Raw genomic sequence first — 19,650 nt, 5'->3', positions numbered from 1 at the left:
GCAAGCTCGACCGTTGAGCGGTTGAGGGCGATAGCGGGTCAAGGCATCGATATTCGGGCCGATAAGATCAACAAGTACATTACGGACTTGTCCTGCCAACAGTCCGCCGCCTGGAAGCCCCATGAAAAGAAAGCCTCTCGACCCTCTGCCGCAGATGCAAACCTCCAATCTTTCCCTGACCCGCATGTCTTTGATGGGCTTCTCTTGTCTGTTGTTGTCGATCTTCCTGTTGGCCAGCACCTTGATTGTTTACATCGCCTTCGAGCAAAACCAGGACGCCGAGCGCCGCAGTCGCTTTTATACGGAAAAGGCCGTGCAGTCCCTGGAGAAGTCGGTTCTTTTGACGATCAAGGATTACGCATTCTGGGGCGATGCCTATGAGCACTTGCACAGGAAGGTGGATACCTACTGGGCATTTGTCCGCCAGAATGCCGGCTCGTCGCTGTTTGAGGATTTCGGGTTTGAGGGCGTGTTTGTGATCGATCCGACCGATCGTACGGTGTACTCGGTCATCAATGGACAGCTGGAATCGGTCACCGCTGAAGACTGGTTGAAACAACCCATCACCGCGCTCATCGAACGTGCACGCATCGATGTCGAAAGCGAAACACCCATCAAGGCGTTTCTCGATGTCGACGGCACCCCGGTGTTGGTCGCTGCCGCGCCCCTGACGCCTGGCACCAACCCCCAGGTCGAAACGGATGACAGGCCAGCCTCAATACTGTTGTTCGTCTCCAGGCTCGATGCTGCCCGATTGAGTAGCATGGCCAGTGATTTCGGGATTGCTCAATTGCGCGTGGCCTCAGGTGATAGCGCAGCGCTCGGCACATCGTTTTTGCGTCTGGGGGAAACCGGTACGGCGGGCACCCTGCAGTGGACAGCGGCGCAGCCGGGGTATCGGTTGATGACCGTGGTGTTGCCTCTGGTCGGTATAGCGGGGCTGATTATCGGACTGATGACCTGGCTTTTTCAGCGGCGTACCACGGCGGCTGCGCAAGTGATGGATGCCAGTTACACCTCCTTGCAGGTCAGTCGCACGGCATTGGCGGCCAGTGAGGCGCGGTTTCGTGATGTCGCCGAAGCGTCCTCCGACTGGATTTGGGAAATCGATACCGGGTTGCGCTTCACCTACCTGTCAGAGCGCTTCGAAACCGTGACGGGACTGCGCAGGGCCGAGTGTCTTGGTCGTCCTATCGATGACTTGCTGGTGTCTGATCAGGGCCCGCTTTCCCAGTGGTTGAAAAACCACTCGCGACGGGCCAACGCCATCTTGCAATGCAGCTATCTGTCAGGGGACGGGCAAGCCAGGATTTTCCGTCTTTCCGTGCGGGAGATGGAGGGGCTGGGCTATCGCGGCACGGCCAGCGATATCACCGAAGAAGTGGCGGCCCGCCGACGGATCGAATACCTGTCGCAACACGATGCGCTGACGGGCCTGGCGAATCGCGCCCGTATGCAGGAATTCCTCGATGGCAAACTCAAGGCTGCGCCGACCCTGAGTGATCCGTTGGTCATGCTCAGCGTCGACCTGGATCGCTTCAAACCGGTGAATGATTTGCTCGGGCATGCCGCAGGCGATCAAGTGCTCAACGAGGTCTCCAAAAGGCTGGGGCAGTGCTTGCGCTCCGATGACCTGGTCGCGCGAATCGGTGGCGATGAGTTTGTGCTGGTGGTAGCGAATATGGTTTCTGAGGATGAGGTTGAGCACCTGTGCCAGCGCTTGATCGACTGCATCGAACAGCCGTTCCAGATTAATGAGCAAGAGGTGTTTATCAGTGCCAGCATCGGCATTGCCATGGCACCGGCCGACGCCACCCTGGCCGATGAGTTACTGCGCTATGCCGACATTGCGTTGTATGAAGCCAAGGATGCAGGACGCAATACCTGGCGTTTTTACGCGGGCGACATGAATGCTCGAATCCTCGATCGTCGTCAGTTGGAAAGCGATCTGCGTCACGCGATCAAACATGATGAATTGCGTCTGCACTTTCAGCCTCGCTATCAGATTGCAGGCAGGGTCATGGCCGGTGCCGAAGCGCTGGTACGTTGGGAGCACCCGGTGAGAGGGCTGTTGGCGCCCGACGTTTTCATTCCCATTGCGGAAGAAACCGGGTTGATTCTGCCGCTGAGCAACTGGGTGCTGCACACCGCTTGCAGGGTCGCGTCGACCTGGCCCGAAGAGCTCTTTGTCTCGGTGAACCTGTCGCCGACAGAGTTTCAGCGCGGGCAGCTGGTGTCCAGGGTTCAGGCGGTGTTAACGCAGACCGGTTTGAATCCGGCCCGGCTGGAATTGGAATTGACCGAGAATGTCATGCTGGACGACGCCAAGGGCGCACTGCAGATCATGCATGACTTGAAAGCCTTGGGTGTTCGCCTGGCAATGGACGATTTCGGCACTGGGTACTCGTCATTGAGCTACCTGCGTTCATTTCCTTTCGATGGGTTGAAGATCGATCGCAGCTTTATTTCCGGGCTGGCCGCCAGCGGTGATGATCAGTCGATCATCGAGGCCATCGTCGGGCTGGGCAGGGCCCTGTCGCTGACAGTCACGGCGGAGGGGGTGGAAACGATCGAGCAACTTCAGGCGTTGCAGGATGCGCGGTGCGATGAGGTGCAAGGGTATTTCTTGAGCCGGCCCATGGATGCCCAGGCGATTGGACACTTGATTGGCGTCCACGCGAAGCATTCAGGGCTGCGAGCTCTGGCTGAAAGCGCTCACGCTGAAAGTTAACACGTCAGCTGCGCACGGTTTACTGCACCAGTTGCTCGACCAACTCTGGCGTCACGTAGTGCGGTCCGTCGAACAGGTAGAGCGGATATCCGTCATAGGCCGCCAGTTGCGGTTTGAGCTCGGCAGCGGTCGCGGAGCGGAAGCCGCCACCAAAGTTGGGGCGGAAGGCTTCGACGATGATCCGCACACGGTCATTGCCCAGACGCTGGCGCAGGGCGTCGGCGTAGGTTCGCGCAACCGGTGCAGTGCGGGCGTAGACGCCAACACCGTCCTGGAAGAACACGCCGATGTCATCCGGCAGCCATTGCTTGAGCCATTCGGCGGTGGCGACGGGGCCGATATTGGCACCGTCATAAACGCTGATCCACAACGGTCGCGGCAGCTTGGCCAGCAGGGCAGGCAGGTCTTTGGCGCGGGTCCAGCTGGGGTCGACTTCGGCCGGGAAATACCATCCGGTCACGTGTAACGGCGTAGGCAATTTGGCGATCCGTTCCGAGACCGTGGCCAGTTCTTCGATGTTGTCCCGAGAGCGGTTCTCGCTGAAATAACCTGCCAGCCCAAGGATGACATCCTGCGCCCAGGGTGCCTTGGCGATGCGCGCCCAATCGGGCAGGACCGGTACGGCGGGCAGGCCGGTACCGGGAACGAATGCCTGATCGTCCACGACTGTCCATTGGACCAGCAGCTCACGCGCTCCCAGTTTTTCCCAGTGTCCGCTGATTCCGACGGTCTTGTTATCCGGCTGCCAGACGATGCCGACAATCCCCGGGTCCAGGGCCTTGGTCTTCGTCACGTAGAGCATGCCCGTGCCTGCGCCGACGGTGACGGCAAGCAACAGAGCAGCAACGGTCGTGCGACTGGCGGTGTAGCCGAAGATTTTCACGGCAATGCCTTTTTGATGCGTTGATGCCATTGGCTCAGCGAGGTGACGCCTTTGGCGTTCCAGTTGGCTGCCGCATCAGGGCCAAGGTGGAACTGGCCCTCGTTGAATTGCCAGACGATCACTTGCGGCTTGTGTTCGGCAAAATCCGCCGACTCCAGGTATTGCAGCAGCGTAGCCCACGGACCGACGTCGCCGGGGTTCCAGGTCAGTGCGACGGGACGGTCCAGAGCATTTGAAAGCTTCTGCGTAAAACCCAGGTAAGGCTGGACAAAGCTGTTGCCGATCACCTGAACCGGCGCCGGTGCGTCATCGATCAGCAAGTCTTTCTCTGCCTGATGGCGAACGGTGTAGATGTCGCGACCAATCGCCTTGCGCTTGATCGCTGGCAGAAAATTACTGGCCAGGTCGCCGAACGCGCGTCTGTCGAACCATTGGCCCAGCACCGCGCCACCACCGGGGTCACCGTGCAGGCGGTAGCGCGCGGTAATGAGTTGCGCCGTGGAGTCGGCGGTGTTTTCGGCGCTGCAGGCTGTCCAGTGGTAGTCGGCGCGGTAAAACGCGGTCTGTTTGCCTTGCTCGGTCCGATGCAGGATTGGCTTGATGTTCAGCGTGGTCAGACCTGCTTGGGCCAAGTCGTTTTGCAGGTGGTCATAACGCTGCATCACGGCGACGTTCAAGGGTTGATCGGCGGGCAGCCGCTGGGCATAAAACGGCGCTTTCATCGGCACCACCAGCACTACCAGCCCGATATGTTCGCGTTCAAGTTGCTGCTTGAGTTCTTTGACCAGTGCAATGCTGCGGGCAGTGCCGGTGTTGTCGACTTTGCTCAGGCTTTCCCAGGCCGGGAATAACCAGCCGCCGTTGCCGGTGATCACCGCCGACGCCGCTTGAACGCCGGTGCCTGACAGGCTCGACAGCAGGCCAGCGATCATGGCGGACATCGACAACCGACGGGTAAAACGATCGGGTTTGGATTGAAGGTTCATGGGGCGGTCTGGTCGACAAGGCCAATCAGGCGAGGGGCCTGGCGGGAGCCGATCAGGAACAGGCTATAACGATCGCCGGCCTTGAAGGGCGCCAGCTTCAACGGCAGGCTGGCGTTGTCATTGCAGCTGGCAACCAACGTCGCCTGCACCGGGTTGATCGTGCGCTGGGCTTGTCCGTTGAACGGCAGCTGGGTGAATACCGGGGCGCCATTGGCCAGTTTGACTTCAGCCTTTTCGCAACCGCTGCTCAGGTTATAAACGCTGAGCTCGGCGCGCAGGTCTTTACCGCGCAGCGGCGGGTCGATGACCAGGCGTGGCGCCCGTGCCGGATCGCTGTCGAGAATCAGCGTGACCCACGCACTTTTCGGTGCGCTCAGGCCTGTTATCTCGCGACCATTGACGGTCAGCTTGAGCGGCTGCCGCGAGTCCACGACCTGGAAGGGACTGGCCACCGTGCTCTGGGCGGAAAGGGCAAAGGTCGCGCCTTGCTCAATACGAACCTGCATGGCGGTATCGCCGGGATTGACCACCCGCACATACGCCGAGCCTTCGGGCAATTTTGGCGCGTACAGCTGGGCGATTTCCGAGGCAGCTTGTGCGCCTGTCGAGAGCAGGCCAAGACCTAGCCACAAACACATTCGAACGTTCATGCAAGTCCTCAATAGGAATAGGTCAGGCGAGCGAACACGCCTTGAGCGCGGTCATCGCCCAGCACCTTCACGCGGTACTGCAGAGAAAAGTCCACATACGAGCGGGGGGCGTTGTACGCATCTTCACGGAACCAGTACCGGACGTTGTTACCGATACCAACGCCGCCGGCCTTGCCAGATGATGAGTCCGTGCTGCCGTCGGTGTCCGTCTTGCTGTTCATCTTGGAGTCGTAGTCGAACGCGGCCACGACATGGGGGAAACTCACCCAGCGCGAGCCCGCGCCACCGATGGCGTAGCTGCGGCCCACTTGCCATTCGCTGTTGAAATAGTCGCGCGAATCATTGACGTAATGACCGGCTTCAGCGAACAACTGCGAGGTCCACCAGCTAGAGGCATCGACCCGCAGGTCGGTGCCAACGCTTGAGCCGTAGCCCAATCGCAGCAACCAGTCACCGTCAACGTCCGACGATCCCAAGGGGAAAGTGCGCTCGACGGCGGCCATCACGTTCAGCGATGTGAAGGGTTTGACCCGTACGCCCACGGCGCCTTGCAGCGCATCGAAACCGGTATCCGAATCGCTGTTCTTGCTCCACAGCGTGTCGGTGACGCGTCCGTAGAGTTCGACAAAACGTGCGTTGCGATAGCCCAAAGGACGCCAGGAAAGCTCGGTGCTGTTCTGCAGGCTGTCATTGCTGTTGCTGCCGCTACTCGGCGCTGAGCTCAGGCCACTGCTTGAACTGTTGCCGCGATAACTGGTAGTGCTGGTCAAGCCCCAGGTGCGCGATACATCGGCCACCGCGCGCCGGGTGTCGAACAGCTGCTGCGCGGGCATGTCCAGTTCACCGGAATTTTGTGCGTCGATGACTCGCTTGAAGTAGGTAACGGCTTGCTCGTCGTCATTGACCCGCATCGCGTTGTAAGCGGCGTCCTGGGTCGCCGTCGGCGTGAGTCGGGTGTCGGCATCGGCCTTGCGGAACGACGCGGAGGCCCCGTCATCATCGCCGGCCTGGACCGACAAATAAGCGATCTGCAGGTCACTCATCGATTCCAGCTCGCCCGTGTCCCGCGCTTGTTGCAGCCGTTCGCGTGCGGTTCGACGCTGGCCGAGTGCGGCATACAGACTGGCTTCTTCGTAAGCGGGCAGGCTGCCGAGGGCCAGGGCTTGAGTAAAATCCTTGCGCGCCCCGGCATCGTCACCCGATTGCTGACGCAAACGACCGCGCTGGGCGAGCAGGCGGGCATCATCGCTATTGATCTTGAGACCGTCACTGGCCGCCGCGATGGCTTCGGGCACACGTTTCTGATCACTCAGGGCGCTGACCAGCAGTCGGTGGTACGCCGGATTCTGTGGCGCGCGGGCAATGGCTTCGTTCACCAGGGCAACCGCTGTCGCGGGGTCTTTGCGGGCCAACGCCGCGTAGGCCTGGGCGGCCATGTCGGTTCCGCCGTCGCGCTGATTACCGGGCCAGATATCACAGACCAGGCCGAAGGCGCTTTCCTGACAGTTCAAGGCCGGTGCCGGAAAGTGGGCGACAGCGTTCAAGCCGTTGTTTTTCTGCCGCAGCGCCATTCGGGCAGCGGTACGTCGGCGGGCCACTTCGCCGCCTTCATCGTCGACCAGTGGCTGCAGATGATCGAGCGCCTGCTGAGGGTCACCATGGGCCAGTGCGGCGTCCGCGGCGAAGAAACGAATGTCACGAATTTCCGCTTCCAGCAGGCCATCGATGGCCAGGGCGTGATTCAGGTCAGCCTGGGCGGCCTGAGTTTTGCCCTGACGATCAAGGGCGTAGCTGCGCAGAATCCACGGAGCGATTTCCCCATCGTCTTGTGCCAAAGCGCCTGACGCGGCCTGTTCGGCCCCACGGTAATCCCTGGCAGCAAGCAGGGCACTGATCAGCAATTGCTGATTGGCGCCGAGTTCCGGGGACAGGGCGACGGCTTTTCGGGCCTGGTCAACGGCGAGGGTCGCATTGCCTTGGTCCAAGGCGCGATAGCCCTGAACCGCCAGCGGCGCCGCCAGTTGACGACGAATCGCTTCGCGACGCATCAATAACGTATCGTCGTCCGGGAACACCGCGAGGGCCTGGGTGGTGGCTTGATCCGCTTCCTGTAGATGTTGTTGGCGTTGCAACGACTCGATCAGCAGCAGTCGATAATCCATGCGTTTGGGCGCTTGGGCGATGGCTTTGCGTGCCGCTTGGGCAGCCACGCCGAAGTCATCGCGATCATAGGCTTTGAACGCCTGGGCCGCGGGGCCGAAGCCTGGGGCCTGACGTGATTGCGGGTAGCGCTTGGGATGGTCTCGCTGTTCCTTGTCGCGTTGTGCCAGTGCAATCAAGGTGTTCAAGCGAGTGATATCAGCCCGCTGACGCAACGCTTCGCGGGCCTTGGCGATGGCCAGGTCGTAATCTTTACGCTCGTACGCGCTGTACGCCTCGTTGGCCGTTTCATAGGCCGGGCCGGTCAACGGCAGGGGAAGCGTCTCGGCATGAACAAACCCAGGTAACAGGCTTAGGCCCGTGGCCATGAGGGTCAGGAAGGGGCGGTTCATGCCGGAAGCTCCGCAGGGTAGTGACTGTGCTGACGCGCCACGGCCTTTTCGATGGTGGAGCGGGGCAGCACGCCGCTGTCGACCAGATAGTCGCCAATGCGTCCGTGATGCTGCGGGCGGTACTGCAACATGGAGCGGCTGAACACGTCGCGATCCAGCAACCCCATTTCGATCAACAGGTCGCCCAGTAGCGGCGCACGGGCATCCGGCACGGATTGGCCTTCACGCACGTTTAGTTGACGCAATTGCGCGACGATTTCGCTTTCCCGGGCAATCAGTTGCACCGGTTCGCTGCCCAGTTCATCGCTGATCTGTTGCAGACCTTCGGCCGGCAGAGGGCTGGCGACGGCGACTTGCGCGCGGCCATCGGCATTCAAGCCAAGCGGCACCACGCGCCAGCGCAGGGCGAACTCATCGTCCAGCGTCAGGATCGAGTCCCGTGCCTTGGCGGCCACATCGAATACCCGTGGCAGATCGTTCTGGAAGGCGATGGCTTCAGCCAGCGTCTCGTCGTCCAGCCAACCGTTGCTGAGCAAAATCCGCCCCAAGGGCATGTGCCGGTTTTTCTGTTCGGCGAGGGCGCTTTGCAGGTCAGCATCGTTGATCGCCTGCCAGGACAGCAACACGCTGCCCAGCTTGCGCGGTGCGGCAGCCACCAGGTCGGTGGACGGGAAGTCGTGCATGGTCTTGTCCCACACCAGTTTGCGGTTCAGCGCCTTGCCGACCAGGAACATGCGCCAGGCGCGTGATGCGGCCATGAAGTTGACGAAGTTGCCCACCACCATGCGCGGGATGGACAGCAAACCATGCTGCCAGCCGTACAGTACGGTGGTGAAATAGCAGCGGTGCGCGATCCGCCAGGCCAGCGCGATACCGTTGGCCAGTAGCAGGTATTGGATAAAGCCATTGGTTTCAAAGGGTGTCGGGAAACTCACGTCCCACAGGCCACTCTGGCGCAGGATGATCAGGCCCAGCAGCTGCACCAGAATCACGTAGGCGATGATGCTGACGAACGCCGTCACCACGCCCTTGCGATCACGAAACAGCAGATAACGGTTGGCCAGCGAGCCGTTCCAGCCCATTTGCTCCCACCCTTGCAGGCCAATGCCCAGCGTCCAGCGGGCTTTCTGGCGGAACGCGGTACGGAAGGTATCGGGAAAGAATTCCCGCACGCACAGCGGCATCTTCAGGGTCGATTCGTAAGGTTTGCGAAACCATGATTTACGCAACACGCGAAACTGCACCGGGAAGCGCACGAAGATTGCGTTCATGCCGACCTTGGCCAGGCGTGCGCCGACGTCGTAGTCCTCGGTGAGGCTGTCAGTGTTAAACGGCTGGTTCTGGGTTTCCCCGGCCAGTACGCGCAAGGCACGATGGGAGAAACAGGTGCCGACCCCGGCAGACGGCACCGTGTCGGTCATGCTTTCACGTACCACCAAATCCTTGCCATGCCATTCGGCGAATTCGTCCATGTAGGTGCCGGCCACCCATTCGTACCAGTTGCGCTCCAGTGAAACTACGGGTAACTGGATCATGTCCTTGCGCGGCAGCAAGTAGTTGAACAGGCGTAACTCCATCGGGTGCAGTACGTCTTCGCTGTCGTGCAGCACCACGCCGGCGAAGGTCATGCCGTGGGTTTTCTCGTGCAGAAAGATCGCCTGGATCACCCAGTTCAGGCAGTCGGCCTTGCAGGTCGGCCCGGCATGCGGGACTTCCACGCGATGCAGCTGCTTGTAGCGCCGACGCATGCGTTCCACTTCATCGATGGTGCGTTGGTCATTGATGTAGGTGCCGACGAAGACCACATAGTTCTGGTAATCCAGAGTCGACACCATGTTCTCGATCATCGGTGCGATGACGTCATATTCCAGCCAGGCCGGGACCATGATCGCCAACGGCTGTTCATCCCGGGCCATCAACTGCTCGGCGGTCAGTGGCCGGTATTTGCGATCCACGGTGAACTTGCGAAAAAGGCGGCGAGACCAGTACCACAGGTCAATGAACAGATCGTCCAGGCTGGAGATCAGGATCAGCACCGCGACCACGATGGTCGAGATCTCCAGGAAGCTGTAGTAGTGGGCCAGCCAGTAGGGCCAATAAAGCGACGTCATCGAAAGTTTCCGTTACTGGCGATTGCGACGGGCGCTACGGCCAGCCAGCAACAGGATGAGGACCAACAGGATGCCACCCGGAATCAGCCACAACAGCGACGGCTTGCGCCAGGCGTCGAGGCCCTTGGGTTCTTCGTTGTCGATCAATTGGCTGCCACTTGGATCCTGGGTGTCGAAAGTGGTCAGTGCACCGTTGTCACCGAGGATGGCCACGTCGCCGCGGGTCAGCAGAATCTGTTTGGCGAAGCGTGGCGCGTCATTGCCCAGGGCGCGATAGACCAGACCATGCTGGCCGCCGGCATCCACCACTTGCAACGAGGCCAGGTGGTTGAGGGGATGGATGTCCAACAACATCTGATCCTTGTGATTGATGCGCAAGCGACCCTGATCATCGACCTGCACCGATTCCTTGCTGTCCTTGACCGGCAGCTCGAAGGCGAGAAAGGCTTTGTCCGGCGTGACCGAAACCTTTGGGTCGGCGCTGACGTTCAGTTGCGCCCGCAGCGGCGAAACACCGGCGGCGTCTGCCACCGAAATCACCTGCGGCAAGCTGCTCGCCGGATGATCGAGGTAGGCCTGTGGTACGAGAATTTGCGTGTCCATGGCAAAGCGCGCGGCCATGCCGGAGAAGTCATCAGCCAGCGCGGTTTTTTCCAGCACGATGTGGCTGCTTGGCAGCACCGAGACCGGGAAGGCCTGTGGTGTTTCCAAGCAACGATCGCTGACCGGCTGACGCTGGAACGACACGCGCAAAACGTTCTTTGAACCCAAGGCGTAACGCGGGATACGTGCTTCGATGCGTTGCTGTTCACCGTTGGCCACGAGCTGTTGCGCGCCAATCAGGTAATCGTTGAGAAACAGCGAGGCCACCGGCGCGGTGTCAGAGGCACCGGGGGCGGCAGACACATCGACCACCGCCTTCACCGGCAGGCGACCGTCGTAGGCCACGCTGCCCAGAGGGAACGAAGTGCTCCAGTCGGACTTGGCCAGCACGTCGATGGCGCCGGGGTTGCCGCCCAGGCGCGACAAGGCCACACGGCCGTCGGCGCTCAATGGCATCTGTGCTTCGCTGACCGTCAATTGGCGGCTGCGTGCGAGTGTGTTCCAGGCCGAGCTGAACAGGGCCAATGCCTTGTCGGTCGCTTGCGGCGCGATCATCAACACAGGACGCGTGCCCAGCAATGCCAGGCGTACGTTGTCGGTACCGGTGGCGGCCAGACCTGCATTGATATGCCGCTCACGCCATTGCGCGAAGGCGCTGGCGGCTGTGGCGTCGAGGCCTTGAATCTGGCTCTGCAGCGCGTCCAGCGATTCATTGACGGCTTTGAGCAGTTGCGGGTCGTTGATTGCCAGATCCGCCTGTACGTTCGGCGTCTGCCCCAACATCAACAGCGCACCGATTTGCGCCGGGTTCGCCAGAACGTGCGAGCCTTTGCCGTTAAGGCTGGCGAACGCTGGAATAGTCTGCAGTTCGGCCGGGATGCGCAGGCCGGTCAGGTCGACAGTGTCTTGTTCGGCGGGGAAGGGCAGAACGCGGCTGTGTTTGCCAATCCGCTCCAGTGCCACACCGAGGCGCCAGGCCGCATCGTAGCTTTCGGCGGATAAGGTGCCCGGCGCGACCATGATCCCCGGTTTGCCAGGCAATGCCCTCCAGGCAGCCCCGACGTCCTGTAACTGGCTGGCGTCGTAGCTGTAATTGAGGCGAGTGTCCGGTTCGATACGCAATACATTGCCGATGGCGCGCTCGTCTTCGCACAACACACGGGACACGATGGACGACCAGGCAATGCCCAGACGCAGCGAGCCGTTGTCACGCGCTTGCTTGTCCACGCCCAGTGTGGCGCTTGCATTGCCCTGTGGTTCGCTGAGCCCTTCGGCGCGCACGGGATAGCCGTCCAGCGACAGCAGTAATGTGTTGCGACCGCCTTCACCATTCAGGTAGCTGGCGTCGAAATTCAGTGTGGCATCCGTCAACGGCACGCCCGCCGGCACTGGCAAATACAATTCACGGCGGGCATCGGTGGAGCCGAGGATGATCGGTGCATCGATCCCCAGATCGCTCAAGCGGATCTCACGCTCTTGTCGGGTGTCGGCGTTGAGTCGGTTGATCGCCTGGGTGAGCGGGCTGTCCGCGGCCAAGGCAAAGGTCGGCATGAGCGCGAGCAGGCTCACGCCACAGGCAAGGGCGCTGAGCGCACCCGTATGGATGGCAACGGAAGACTTCATTCAGGTAGATCTCGAGCTGATAAGGGGAGGAGCGGTTTGGTTTATAGAGAGGTGAAAGCCGGGTGACTTTTTTCGGGCACAGGCCCCCCTGACGGGTAGTGCAGGAACTTGGGCAATTGCATCCGAGCCACGACGAAATCATCGACCGGGCGCCCCATCAGGGCGTCGACGATGCGCGCACTGGCCTTGCCATCGCCGTAAGGGTTGGCAGCCTGGGAGCATCGGCGCCACAGAAGGTCGTCATCGAACAATGCGTTGACGCCAGCGATGATCGAGTCCGGCGAGGTGCCAACCAGGCGTACAGTGCCCGCCGCGACAGCTTCGGGGCGCTCGGTAACGTCACGCATGACGAGCACGGGTTTGCCCAGGGACGGTGCTTCTTCCTGCACACCACCGGAATCGGTCAGGATCACGTGGGCCCGTTGCATCAGGCGCACGAAGGCCAGGTAGTCCAGCGGATTGATCAGGTGCACGTTGGGCAGATCGCCCAACTGCTCGGTGACCGGGCCCAGGACGTTGGGGTTCAAATGCACCGGATAGACGATCTGGATATCAGCGCGTCGGGCCAGGTGGCTCAAGGCCTTGCAGATATCGAGGAATCCTTCGCCGAAGTTTTCCCGGCGATGCCCGGTGACCAGCAGCACCTTGCGGCCGGTTTGCAGGAACGAGAACTGCCTGTCCAGGCTTGCACGCAGGTCTGCGTCCTGCTCGATACGTCGCGCTGTCATCTGCAACGCGTCGATCACCGTATTGCCGGTCACGAAGGTGCGACCCTGCAGGCGTTCGTCGAGCAGGTTCTGGCGCGACTCGTGGGTCGGCGCAAACAGCATGTCCGCACCCAAGTCGATGCAGCGCCGATTCATTTCTTCCGGCCACGGACTGTAGATATCACCGGTTCGCAGCCCGGCTTCCACATGGCCGACCGGGATGCGTCGATGGAACGCAGCCATCGCGGCCACCATGGCCGAGGTGGTGTCGCCATGTACCAGCACCCGGTCCGGGTAGGTCATTTCCAGCACCGGGTCAATCGCCCCGTAAAGCGCCGCCGTCAGAGAGTTGAGCGTTTGGTGCGGCGTCATCACGTCGAGGGTGTAATCGGCCTTGAGGTCGAACAGATCCAGCACCTGTTTCAGCATGCTTTGATGTTGGCCGGTGATGCATATCTGCGAATGAATGCCGGGTTCCGCAGCGAGGGCTTTGACTAGCGGCGCCATCTTGATGGCTTCTGGACGAGTTCCGAAGATCGAAAGAATTTTAATCTTTGAATGATGGCGAACGATGATGTCTTCCTTGCGCAGTTTTAGTGCGCAGCACAATAGCTGGCCCAAGTTTTATTGAAACTCGAGCAAGCAAGCGTTGTTTGAATTTAGTAAAGGCCGGGTAATCAGTGTGAGATCTAATGTTCACTTCATGTGAGGTATGTGTCGCCTGGGGAAACCGGAACTGGCCGGATTATTAGCATCGAAGGCGAATATTTTAAAGTGTTATATGTGTTTTTTAATAAAAAAATCAAACTTGGAACTTTTATATTTGTGGTCGGTCTTTTCTGGTTTCTTGTAATTTGTGGGCGGTTTTTTTAGATTATTATTTAACGTCCAACTTGTTGTTTTTTCTTGTTATTTTATATTTTTAGTCCGTTCGTCAGTGTGATTGAATTACTCATTGGTGGTAATGGTCGCGGTCTACGTAGTAGATCGACACGTCCTCGGGGTAATAGTTGTGGCGGTCACTAAAATGACGCCTGAATATTGTCGTCTTGAAGTAAGACTTGTGTGGGGCAGTAGCTTTTTTACGCATGCCATACTGCGCATTAGTAGCGTTAGGGATATTCAATTTGGAAAAAACTTCGCCGACATATTGGATCCGTGATGCACGGCAGCTTTTGGCCGACAAATGCCGGTGCGTAGATTGTGCTCTCCGTATTTATTTTCGTCCTCACCAAATAGCGTAGACCGATACTGACACGTACAGCAGAGCAATCGAAGTATCCCAATTGCTACCGAGTTGTTGTGGTTTCCCTGCTTACGTTGTTAATCCCTCTATAGGCATTTTTACGAGAAAAGTGGTTCCGCGCGCTCTGTCGGAAGCCACATCTATAGTCCCCAAGTGCGCAGCCACGATCTCGGAAGCGATGTACAGACCTAGGCCAAGGCCAGTGCTAGGCCCTAGATCAAGAGACGCGTGCTGAGAGAAACGTCCCATGGGGTTAAAGATGAAGGGCAGAATGTCCTCCGGGATAGGCTCGCCGAGATTATGGACGACGAACACGACGCTGCTCTCAGATACTTCCAGTGAAACCTTAATCGGGAAACGCAGATCACCATGCTGCACGGCATTGCTGAGCAGATTGGAAAACACCTGTTCCATGCGGGCTCCATCGAATTCACCGCGAGCCGACGCCCCCACTTTGAAGACAAGATCCGCGTTTGGATGAAAAGTGCGGATCTCTTCAACTATGCGTATGCATAGTGGCGTTAGGTCGATGTCTTCCTTTTTGATGGGAATCCCAGGGCCCATTTGGCAGCGGGTTAGATCCAGCAAGTCGCCAACGATCCGGCTAGCTCGTCTTACGCTGGTGTATATCCCCGATGCAATTTTAGTCTCCCGCGCCCCCAGCTCATCCGAGCGCCGCAAAACATCGGCACCCAGCAAAATAGCCCCCAGTGGCGTGCGCAAATCATGGCCAAGGATGCCTAAAAAAACGTTGCGTGAGGCCTCCACTACACGCGAGTAGCTAGCAATAGACTCAGCGAGCGCCTGGTCTATGGCTTCGTTGAAGCGAATCATATCGTCCACTTCCAAAACTGTCCCTGCCTTCATCTGCCCCAGCCATTGACTGAGTACGCTTGTCCTCAGCGCTCGATATTCAGATACCATCTGATCCAGCGTGAACCCCGCCATTAAACGCTTTACTGCATGGGTTTCCGCAGGAGTTTCCAATTCCTCCATAGGAGCATTACCTTGGGCCTTGGCGATTTGCTCTTGCGTAGACTGGTAGGTGCACAGGTCTATCGCTATTGCATGCAGCATCTGTTCGGCGTGATCCCGTAGAGCCTTGGGGTCCAGTGCTTCGCCGGGGACCTCAATGGTTCTTGCGAAGTCTTCCCAAGCTTGGAGAATTGGCTCAAGGTTGTTGATGATGAAGTCAGATAGGCGCATGCCAGTGATCCTGTTATGGAGTCGTAATCGAGGTCGAAAACGGGAACGAAACAGCACAAGCTGAATTAGAGCATCGATTCGGCCGCCTGGCATGGTTTGCCTACATCGAGAGCCTGCGCTACCAACGCAAAATCTCAGCCTAGTCGGTGATTCTCCGTCGGATTCTATTCTAGTAGGACGTATCAGCTCAGGTGTGGGGGCTTGGAGGAGGCATGTTGGATTTCATCAGGCTCGTCCTGGGGACGTGGCCTTGCACGCACTCTCGGACATGTGGGGTTGCGGGGGAAATCGTTTCCTCTATCCAGTTCAGCCTGCGTTGCTTTGCATGACCAGTTGGCTCTCGGATCGAACTGGGCTGCGCGCGTCCATGCTCCTGGTGTACGGCTGCGTGGTACTGGCGGATTTGATCTTTGTTTTCTACCGCTGGGATACTGGCCCTTGATCGCCGGCATGCTTTTTTCCTTGGCTTTTTATCCCATCTTCAGGCTCATTCCAGCTTACGTTTCCAAGATGGCGACCTCTTCGGAAACTACAGCGCAGGGTTGATAGCCAGCCATAGCGGGTCGTTTGTGGGCGTATATGGCGCAATCGGTGTGGTGGGGATGATTCTGGTGGTATAGACGTGCAGGATGCCTGAAGCACGACACCGTCGTACCATGTCCACACACTCAACCGGGTATCGACGTAGCGTGGCTGGTCATTGGTGCGTGTTCGAATGGCAACTTGAGCCGGGCCCTGAAACCCATAAGCGGTCAAAGAGGAGGCGGGTGAAGGGTGACCTTGACCAGCAGATTTAGACACAGCAAACCTCCTTGATTTTCACGCCGGCTCCAGGCTGCCGACGTCCGCTCTGCGTTATGGCGATTGGCCGACTCGGCTAGATAACGACTTGCATAACGTCGTGGCATCGTCGAGGCGTCGGACCAGCCACTGACCCGCCGAAGTTCATCCGTAGTCCGCTCCAAATCATAACCGTCAATCATTAGCCAATTGCGCAACTGCAATCGTTCCGGAAACGGATTCTCCGCAGCGCCCGGGACAATCAGTGTGCGAATGATCTGGAGTTGCGTATCTGTCAGGCTGCGGTAACGAGTGCGGTCGGGACGAACATTGATGATATGGCTCTCAAAGCGTCGTTCAATGACGTCAGCGACATCTGCAAATACCACCTCAATGTTAGCCAGGATGGTCGAGTTCTGACGGGCGCGCGGGATGTACGGGTGACACACCAGGACAGATAATGCTTCAGCAACCGCAGGTACTGGTCACGGGTACGCGGATCGATCTGCGGAAAAGGTGCCGTTGCAGCTGTGCCGATTCGGCCGATCAGATTATCGGCTTGAGGGCCGCTTTGGAGCCAGAGGGAGTAACCGTCCAGTAAAGCCAGAATCGCCTCAAAGTGGCAGGCCAAGATAGCCTCATCGATATCCAGATCTCGGCTTTTGGCATAGGTGTAGAAAGCCTGGATCGCGCGCATATGCGCCGCAGCAGTATTGTAAGCCCGGTGCCTGAGTTTGAGTTGGACGTAGATGAACGGAACGAGTTGGGCAACGCCGCCGTATTACCAGCGTGCACGAGTAGCGGCACACGCTGACCTGAAGAGAAACGGCACTGAATCAGCTTCATCGGTAGCGACCTCATTCAATGACTAGCCATGAACATGAAGTACATGGCCCGTTGAGAGAGAGGACGTCAGAAGCGGGTTTGTCGAATCAGTACCTTACGAGGCTCATGAACATCTCTAACATGGCACATCGTTTAACTTATGGGCGATGACCGATGTTCATAAGCGGCGGTAACAATGGATTTTGAGACCCGCTAGCCAGGAATCAGGTTAGAGTGTTCATCAATGTCTGTTCATAAGGGCCCTCCACTCGATTCACGTAGTCGCGCCAAGCGGTTGCAGCGAATGAACCGGGCAAAAAAACCGTATATCAATCGTTATTTAAAGAATGAATCGTCCGCTATTTGTTTCTCTAGATGGGCCCAAGGGGACCGGCAAAACCACACTGTTGGAGGCCGTTACGAAAGTACTGAGGGCAGACAACAAAAAGGTTATCCGACTTTGCGAGAAAAAAAGCGATCCCTATAGGGGTGAAACAATGGCCCTCGTTAACAAGCTCGTCCGAAATCCCACCCGGGATTTGGAGTTGGGGGTTTGTGAGCGCTTTGCTGATAGCCGTACTTGGATTTCCCAGCATGTGCTGGCGAAACAACCACCAGGCAGCATCATCTTGATCGATCGCTGGTACCCATCTGATGCCGCGTTTCGCCGGATAATCCCGTTTGCAGAGATTCTACAGTTAAACATTGATCGAAACGTGCGAGTGCCAGACCTGCATGTCGGGGTTGTCACCGCCCCTGATATTTCATGGGCGAGGGCAGCGGCACGACGGCGTGGGCTGAGCAGTACCGTGATCCATAAGCTGGAAGAACATGTCGCTTGTACCCAGGCGTTTGAGCAATCGATTGCAGATCATGGCTGGGTTTTATGCCGTAATGAAGGAACGATCGAAGACGCAACGATGCAGGTGATTTCTGAGATCTATAGAGTCCTTCGATCCGGGGTGCATGTTACGTAATCAGACGGATCGAGAGTCGATTGCTGGATATGTATGCCAAGAGGAAAGTGGAGTGGAGGGGAGGGAACGGACAGGATCGCTAAACTTTTTGCAGCGCAAGGCGCGATGGTGGCAGTCGTTTCACGCACGGCTGAAAATGTCGATCAGGTGGTTATCCATATCCAGGCCGCGGGCGGCATCGCCCTCGGAATTGTCTGCGATATCGCTGATTCTGATCAAATCACTGCCACCGTTGATAAGGTGAATGTCATGCCGGTCGCAGACACTTGGGGTACTGCGGCCGATGTGCCTGCGCCCACTAACGTACTTGGCCGTTATGGATCGCCCGAAGAGGACATTGCGCCGGTGGTGGTGTATTTCGCCAGCAAGGATGGGCAATTTTTGACGGGGTATAGCCTGTCACCTGACGGTGGCCAAATCATCGAAAGCGCACGCTGATTTTACCGTCCAGTCTGCAAGCGATTGCTCCACTGGGACCACAAGACTCGCCTTGGTGTGTTTTGTGGTTATTCAAGCGCTATTCATCGATGCAACAGACTCCCGCGAGGTTGCGCGTGCAACCAGGAAGGCAAGAACTGCCGCCACGCCTAGCAACGTGGCGCTCAACTCGAAAGTCGCTCGATAGCCGTTCGAGTCAAATACCAGTCCGCCAACGGTTGCGCCGGATGCAATGGCCAGTTGTATGATCGCCACCATTAAGCCGCCTCCCACTTCCGCATCCTCTGGCAATGTTCTGGCCAGCCATGTCCACCATCCCACCGGCGCCGCGGTCGCAACCAGTCCCCAGAGACCCAGCAAGATGGTGGTGGAAGCCACCGAGCTCCCGAATGAGACGAGTGCCAGTGCGATCACCGCCATCAATATCGGGATGAAGATAAGTGTGCGATGCAGACCATTTTTCAAGAATGCTTCAATCAGGAAGGTTCCCGCCAGGCCTGCCAGACCGAGGACGAGCAACATAAGCGACAGCATGGAAACACTGACGTGCGTGACCGTTTCAAGGAACGGGCGCAGGTAGGTAAATAGCATGAACTGGCCCATGAAAAAGACACTGACTGCCGCCATGCCTAGTGCGATAGGTGTGCTTTTCATCAACCTGAAAACATTTCCAGTGCCTGAACCGCTTTGCGACTTCATCGCAGGAAGGCTGAGCAAAAGCCAGATACTGGCGACTACCGCGACCGGGATGACGCACAAAAATGCACCGCGCCATCCTATCAAGGAGCCAAGAAAACTGCCCAGAGGTGCTGCAATCACTGTCGCCAGAGCGTTACCGCCATTGACGACTGCCATGGCGCGAGCGATTTGGTCATCAGGCACCAGGCGCATGGCGGTTGCTGCCGACAAAGACCAGAAGCCACCAATTGCTACGCCGATCAGCGCGCGGCCGACCATGAACACCCAGTAGTTCGGCGCGAACGCGACCACGGTTCCTGAAACGATCATCAGCACCGTCAGGGACAACAGCAGTGGCTTGCGGTTGACCCGCGCCGCCACCGAAGCGGTCAGGAGGCTGGCGAACAGCGCAAACAGGCCAGAGGCTGAAATGCCCTGGCCCGCTTGCCCTTCGGTGATATGCAGATCGGCGGCAATGGGTGTCAGCAGGCTGACGGGCATGAACTCCGATGCCACCAGAACGAAGGCGGCAAGCGACATGGCGAACACAGCTCCCCACGATTGTTCAGGTTTTTTCGGGGTTGAGAGAGTGCGTTGGATCATTGAATAAATCCTGTAATGCGTGAAGTGTCGCGGCCGAGAAAACGAGGCCGC

Annotated in this window: 13 protein-coding genes; 3 read left to right on the top strand and 10 right to left on the bottom strand. The window is 58.4% G+C overall.

Annotation, left to right across the window (positions count from 1 at the left end):
- Positions 1-121: 121 nt before the first annotated feature.
- Positions 122-2,731 (top strand): EAL domain-containing protein, encoded by a 2,610-nt coding sequence (locus FQ187_RS00565; protein WP_149627995.1) that lies wholly within the window; start codon positions 122-124, stop codon positions 2,729-2,731.
- A gap of 19 nt (positions 2,732-2,750) precedes the next feature.
- Here FQ187_RS00565 and FQ187_RS00560 read toward each other — a convergent pair whose 3' ends face one another.
- The 9 genes from FQ187_RS00560 to FQ187_RS30200 all read right to left on the bottom strand — a co-directional run bounded on the left by FQ187_RS00560 (position 2,751) and on the right by FQ187_RS30200 (position 16,775).
- Complete coding sequence (locus FQ187_RS00560; RefSeq protein WP_149627994.1) at positions 2,751-3,644, bottom strand: hypothetical protein; 894 nt, start codon at positions 3,642-3,644, stop codon at positions 2,751-2,753.
- Positions 3,611-4,600, bottom strand: coding sequence for a twin-arginine translocation pathway signal (locus FQ187_RS00555; RefSeq protein WP_149627993.1), 990 nt, complete (start codon positions 4,598-4,600; stop codon positions 3,611-3,613). The genes FQ187_RS00560 and FQ187_RS00555 overlap by 34 nt, the downstream gene beginning before the upstream one ends.
- Positions 4,597-5,250 carry an alginate O-acetyltransferase AlgF gene (locus FQ187_RS00550; RefSeq protein WP_149627992.1) on the bottom strand — a complete coding sequence of 218 codons (654 nt, stop codon included), beginning with the start codon at positions 5,248-5,250 and terminating at the stop codon, positions 4,597-4,599. Before FQ187_RS00550 ends, FQ187_RS00555 begins: the two co-directional genes overlap by 4 nt.
- 8 nt (positions 5,251-5,258) lie before the next feature.
- On the bottom strand, positions 5,259-7,802 hold the full coding sequence (locus FQ187_RS00545) for a bacteriophage N4 adsorption protein A (RefSeq protein WP_149627991.1): 2,544 nt from the start codon (positions 7,800-7,802) through the stop codon (positions 5,259-5,261).
- Positions 7,799-9,913 (bottom strand): glycosyl transferase family protein, encoded by a 2,115-nt coding sequence (locus FQ187_RS00540; RefSeq protein WP_149627990.1) that lies wholly within the window; start codon positions 9,911-9,913, stop codon positions 7,799-7,801. The genes FQ187_RS00545 and FQ187_RS00540 overlap by 4 nt, the downstream gene beginning before the upstream one ends.
- A 12-nt stretch (positions 9,914-9,925) precedes the next feature.
- The gene (locus FQ187_RS00535) at positions 9,926-12,139 is read right to left on the bottom strand and encodes a hypothetical protein (RefSeq protein ID WP_149627989.1); all 2,214 of its coding nucleotides are present in this window, start codon (positions 12,137-12,139) and stop codon (positions 9,926-9,928) included.
- Between the two features lie 41 nt (positions 12,140-12,180).
- Complete coding sequence (gene wecB, locus FQ187_RS00530; protein ID WP_371925493.1) at positions 12,181-13,392, bottom strand: non-hydrolyzing UDP-N-acetylglucosamine 2-epimerase; 1,212 nt, start codon at positions 13,390-13,392, stop codon at positions 12,181-12,183.
- 769 nt (positions 13,393-14,161) lie between these two features.
- On the bottom strand, positions 14,162-15,298 hold the full coding sequence (locus FQ187_RS00525) for a sensor histidine kinase (RefSeq protein ID WP_149627988.1): 1,137 nt from the start codon (positions 15,296-15,298) through the stop codon (positions 14,162-14,164).
- A gap of 1,075 nt (positions 15,299-16,373) precedes the next feature.
- Positions 16,374-16,775, bottom strand: coding sequence for a hypothetical protein (locus FQ187_RS30200; RefSeq protein ID WP_256667252.1), 402 nt, complete (start codon positions 16,773-16,775; stop codon positions 16,374-16,376).
- 475 nt (positions 16,776-17,250) lie between these two features.
- On the opposite strand from FQ187_RS30200, the gene FQ187_RS00510 reads away from it, so the two are divergent.
- On the top strand, positions 17,251-17,880 hold the full coding sequence (locus FQ187_RS00510) for a dTMP kinase (RefSeq protein ID WP_149627987.1): 630 nt from the start codon (positions 17,251-17,253) through the stop codon (positions 17,878-17,880).
- 33 nt (positions 17,881-17,913) lie between these two features.
- Complete coding sequence (locus tag FQ187_RS00505; RefSeq protein ID WP_149627986.1) at positions 17,914-18,318, top strand: SDR family NAD(P)-dependent oxidoreductase; 405 nt, start codon at positions 17,914-17,916, stop codon at positions 18,316-18,318.
- Between the two features lie 72 nt (positions 18,319-18,390).
- Here the strand turns inward: FQ187_RS00505 and FQ187_RS00500 are convergent, their stop codons facing one another.
- Complete coding sequence (locus tag FQ187_RS00500) at positions 18,391-19,599, bottom strand: MFS transporter (protein ID WP_178122653.1); 1,209 nt, start codon at positions 19,597-19,599, stop codon at positions 18,391-18,393.
- Between the last annotated feature and the right edge of the window lie 51 nt (positions 19,600-19,650).

This window comes from Pseudomonas sp. ANT_J28, from assembly GCF_008370005.1.
GTDB classification, from domain to species: Bacteria; Pseudomonadota; Gammaproteobacteria; order Pseudomonadales; family Pseudomonadaceae; genus Aquipseudomonas; species Aquipseudomonas frigoris.
Note: the sequence above shows the minus strand (reverse complement) of the source record. Positions and strands in the feature narration are given on the sequence as shown.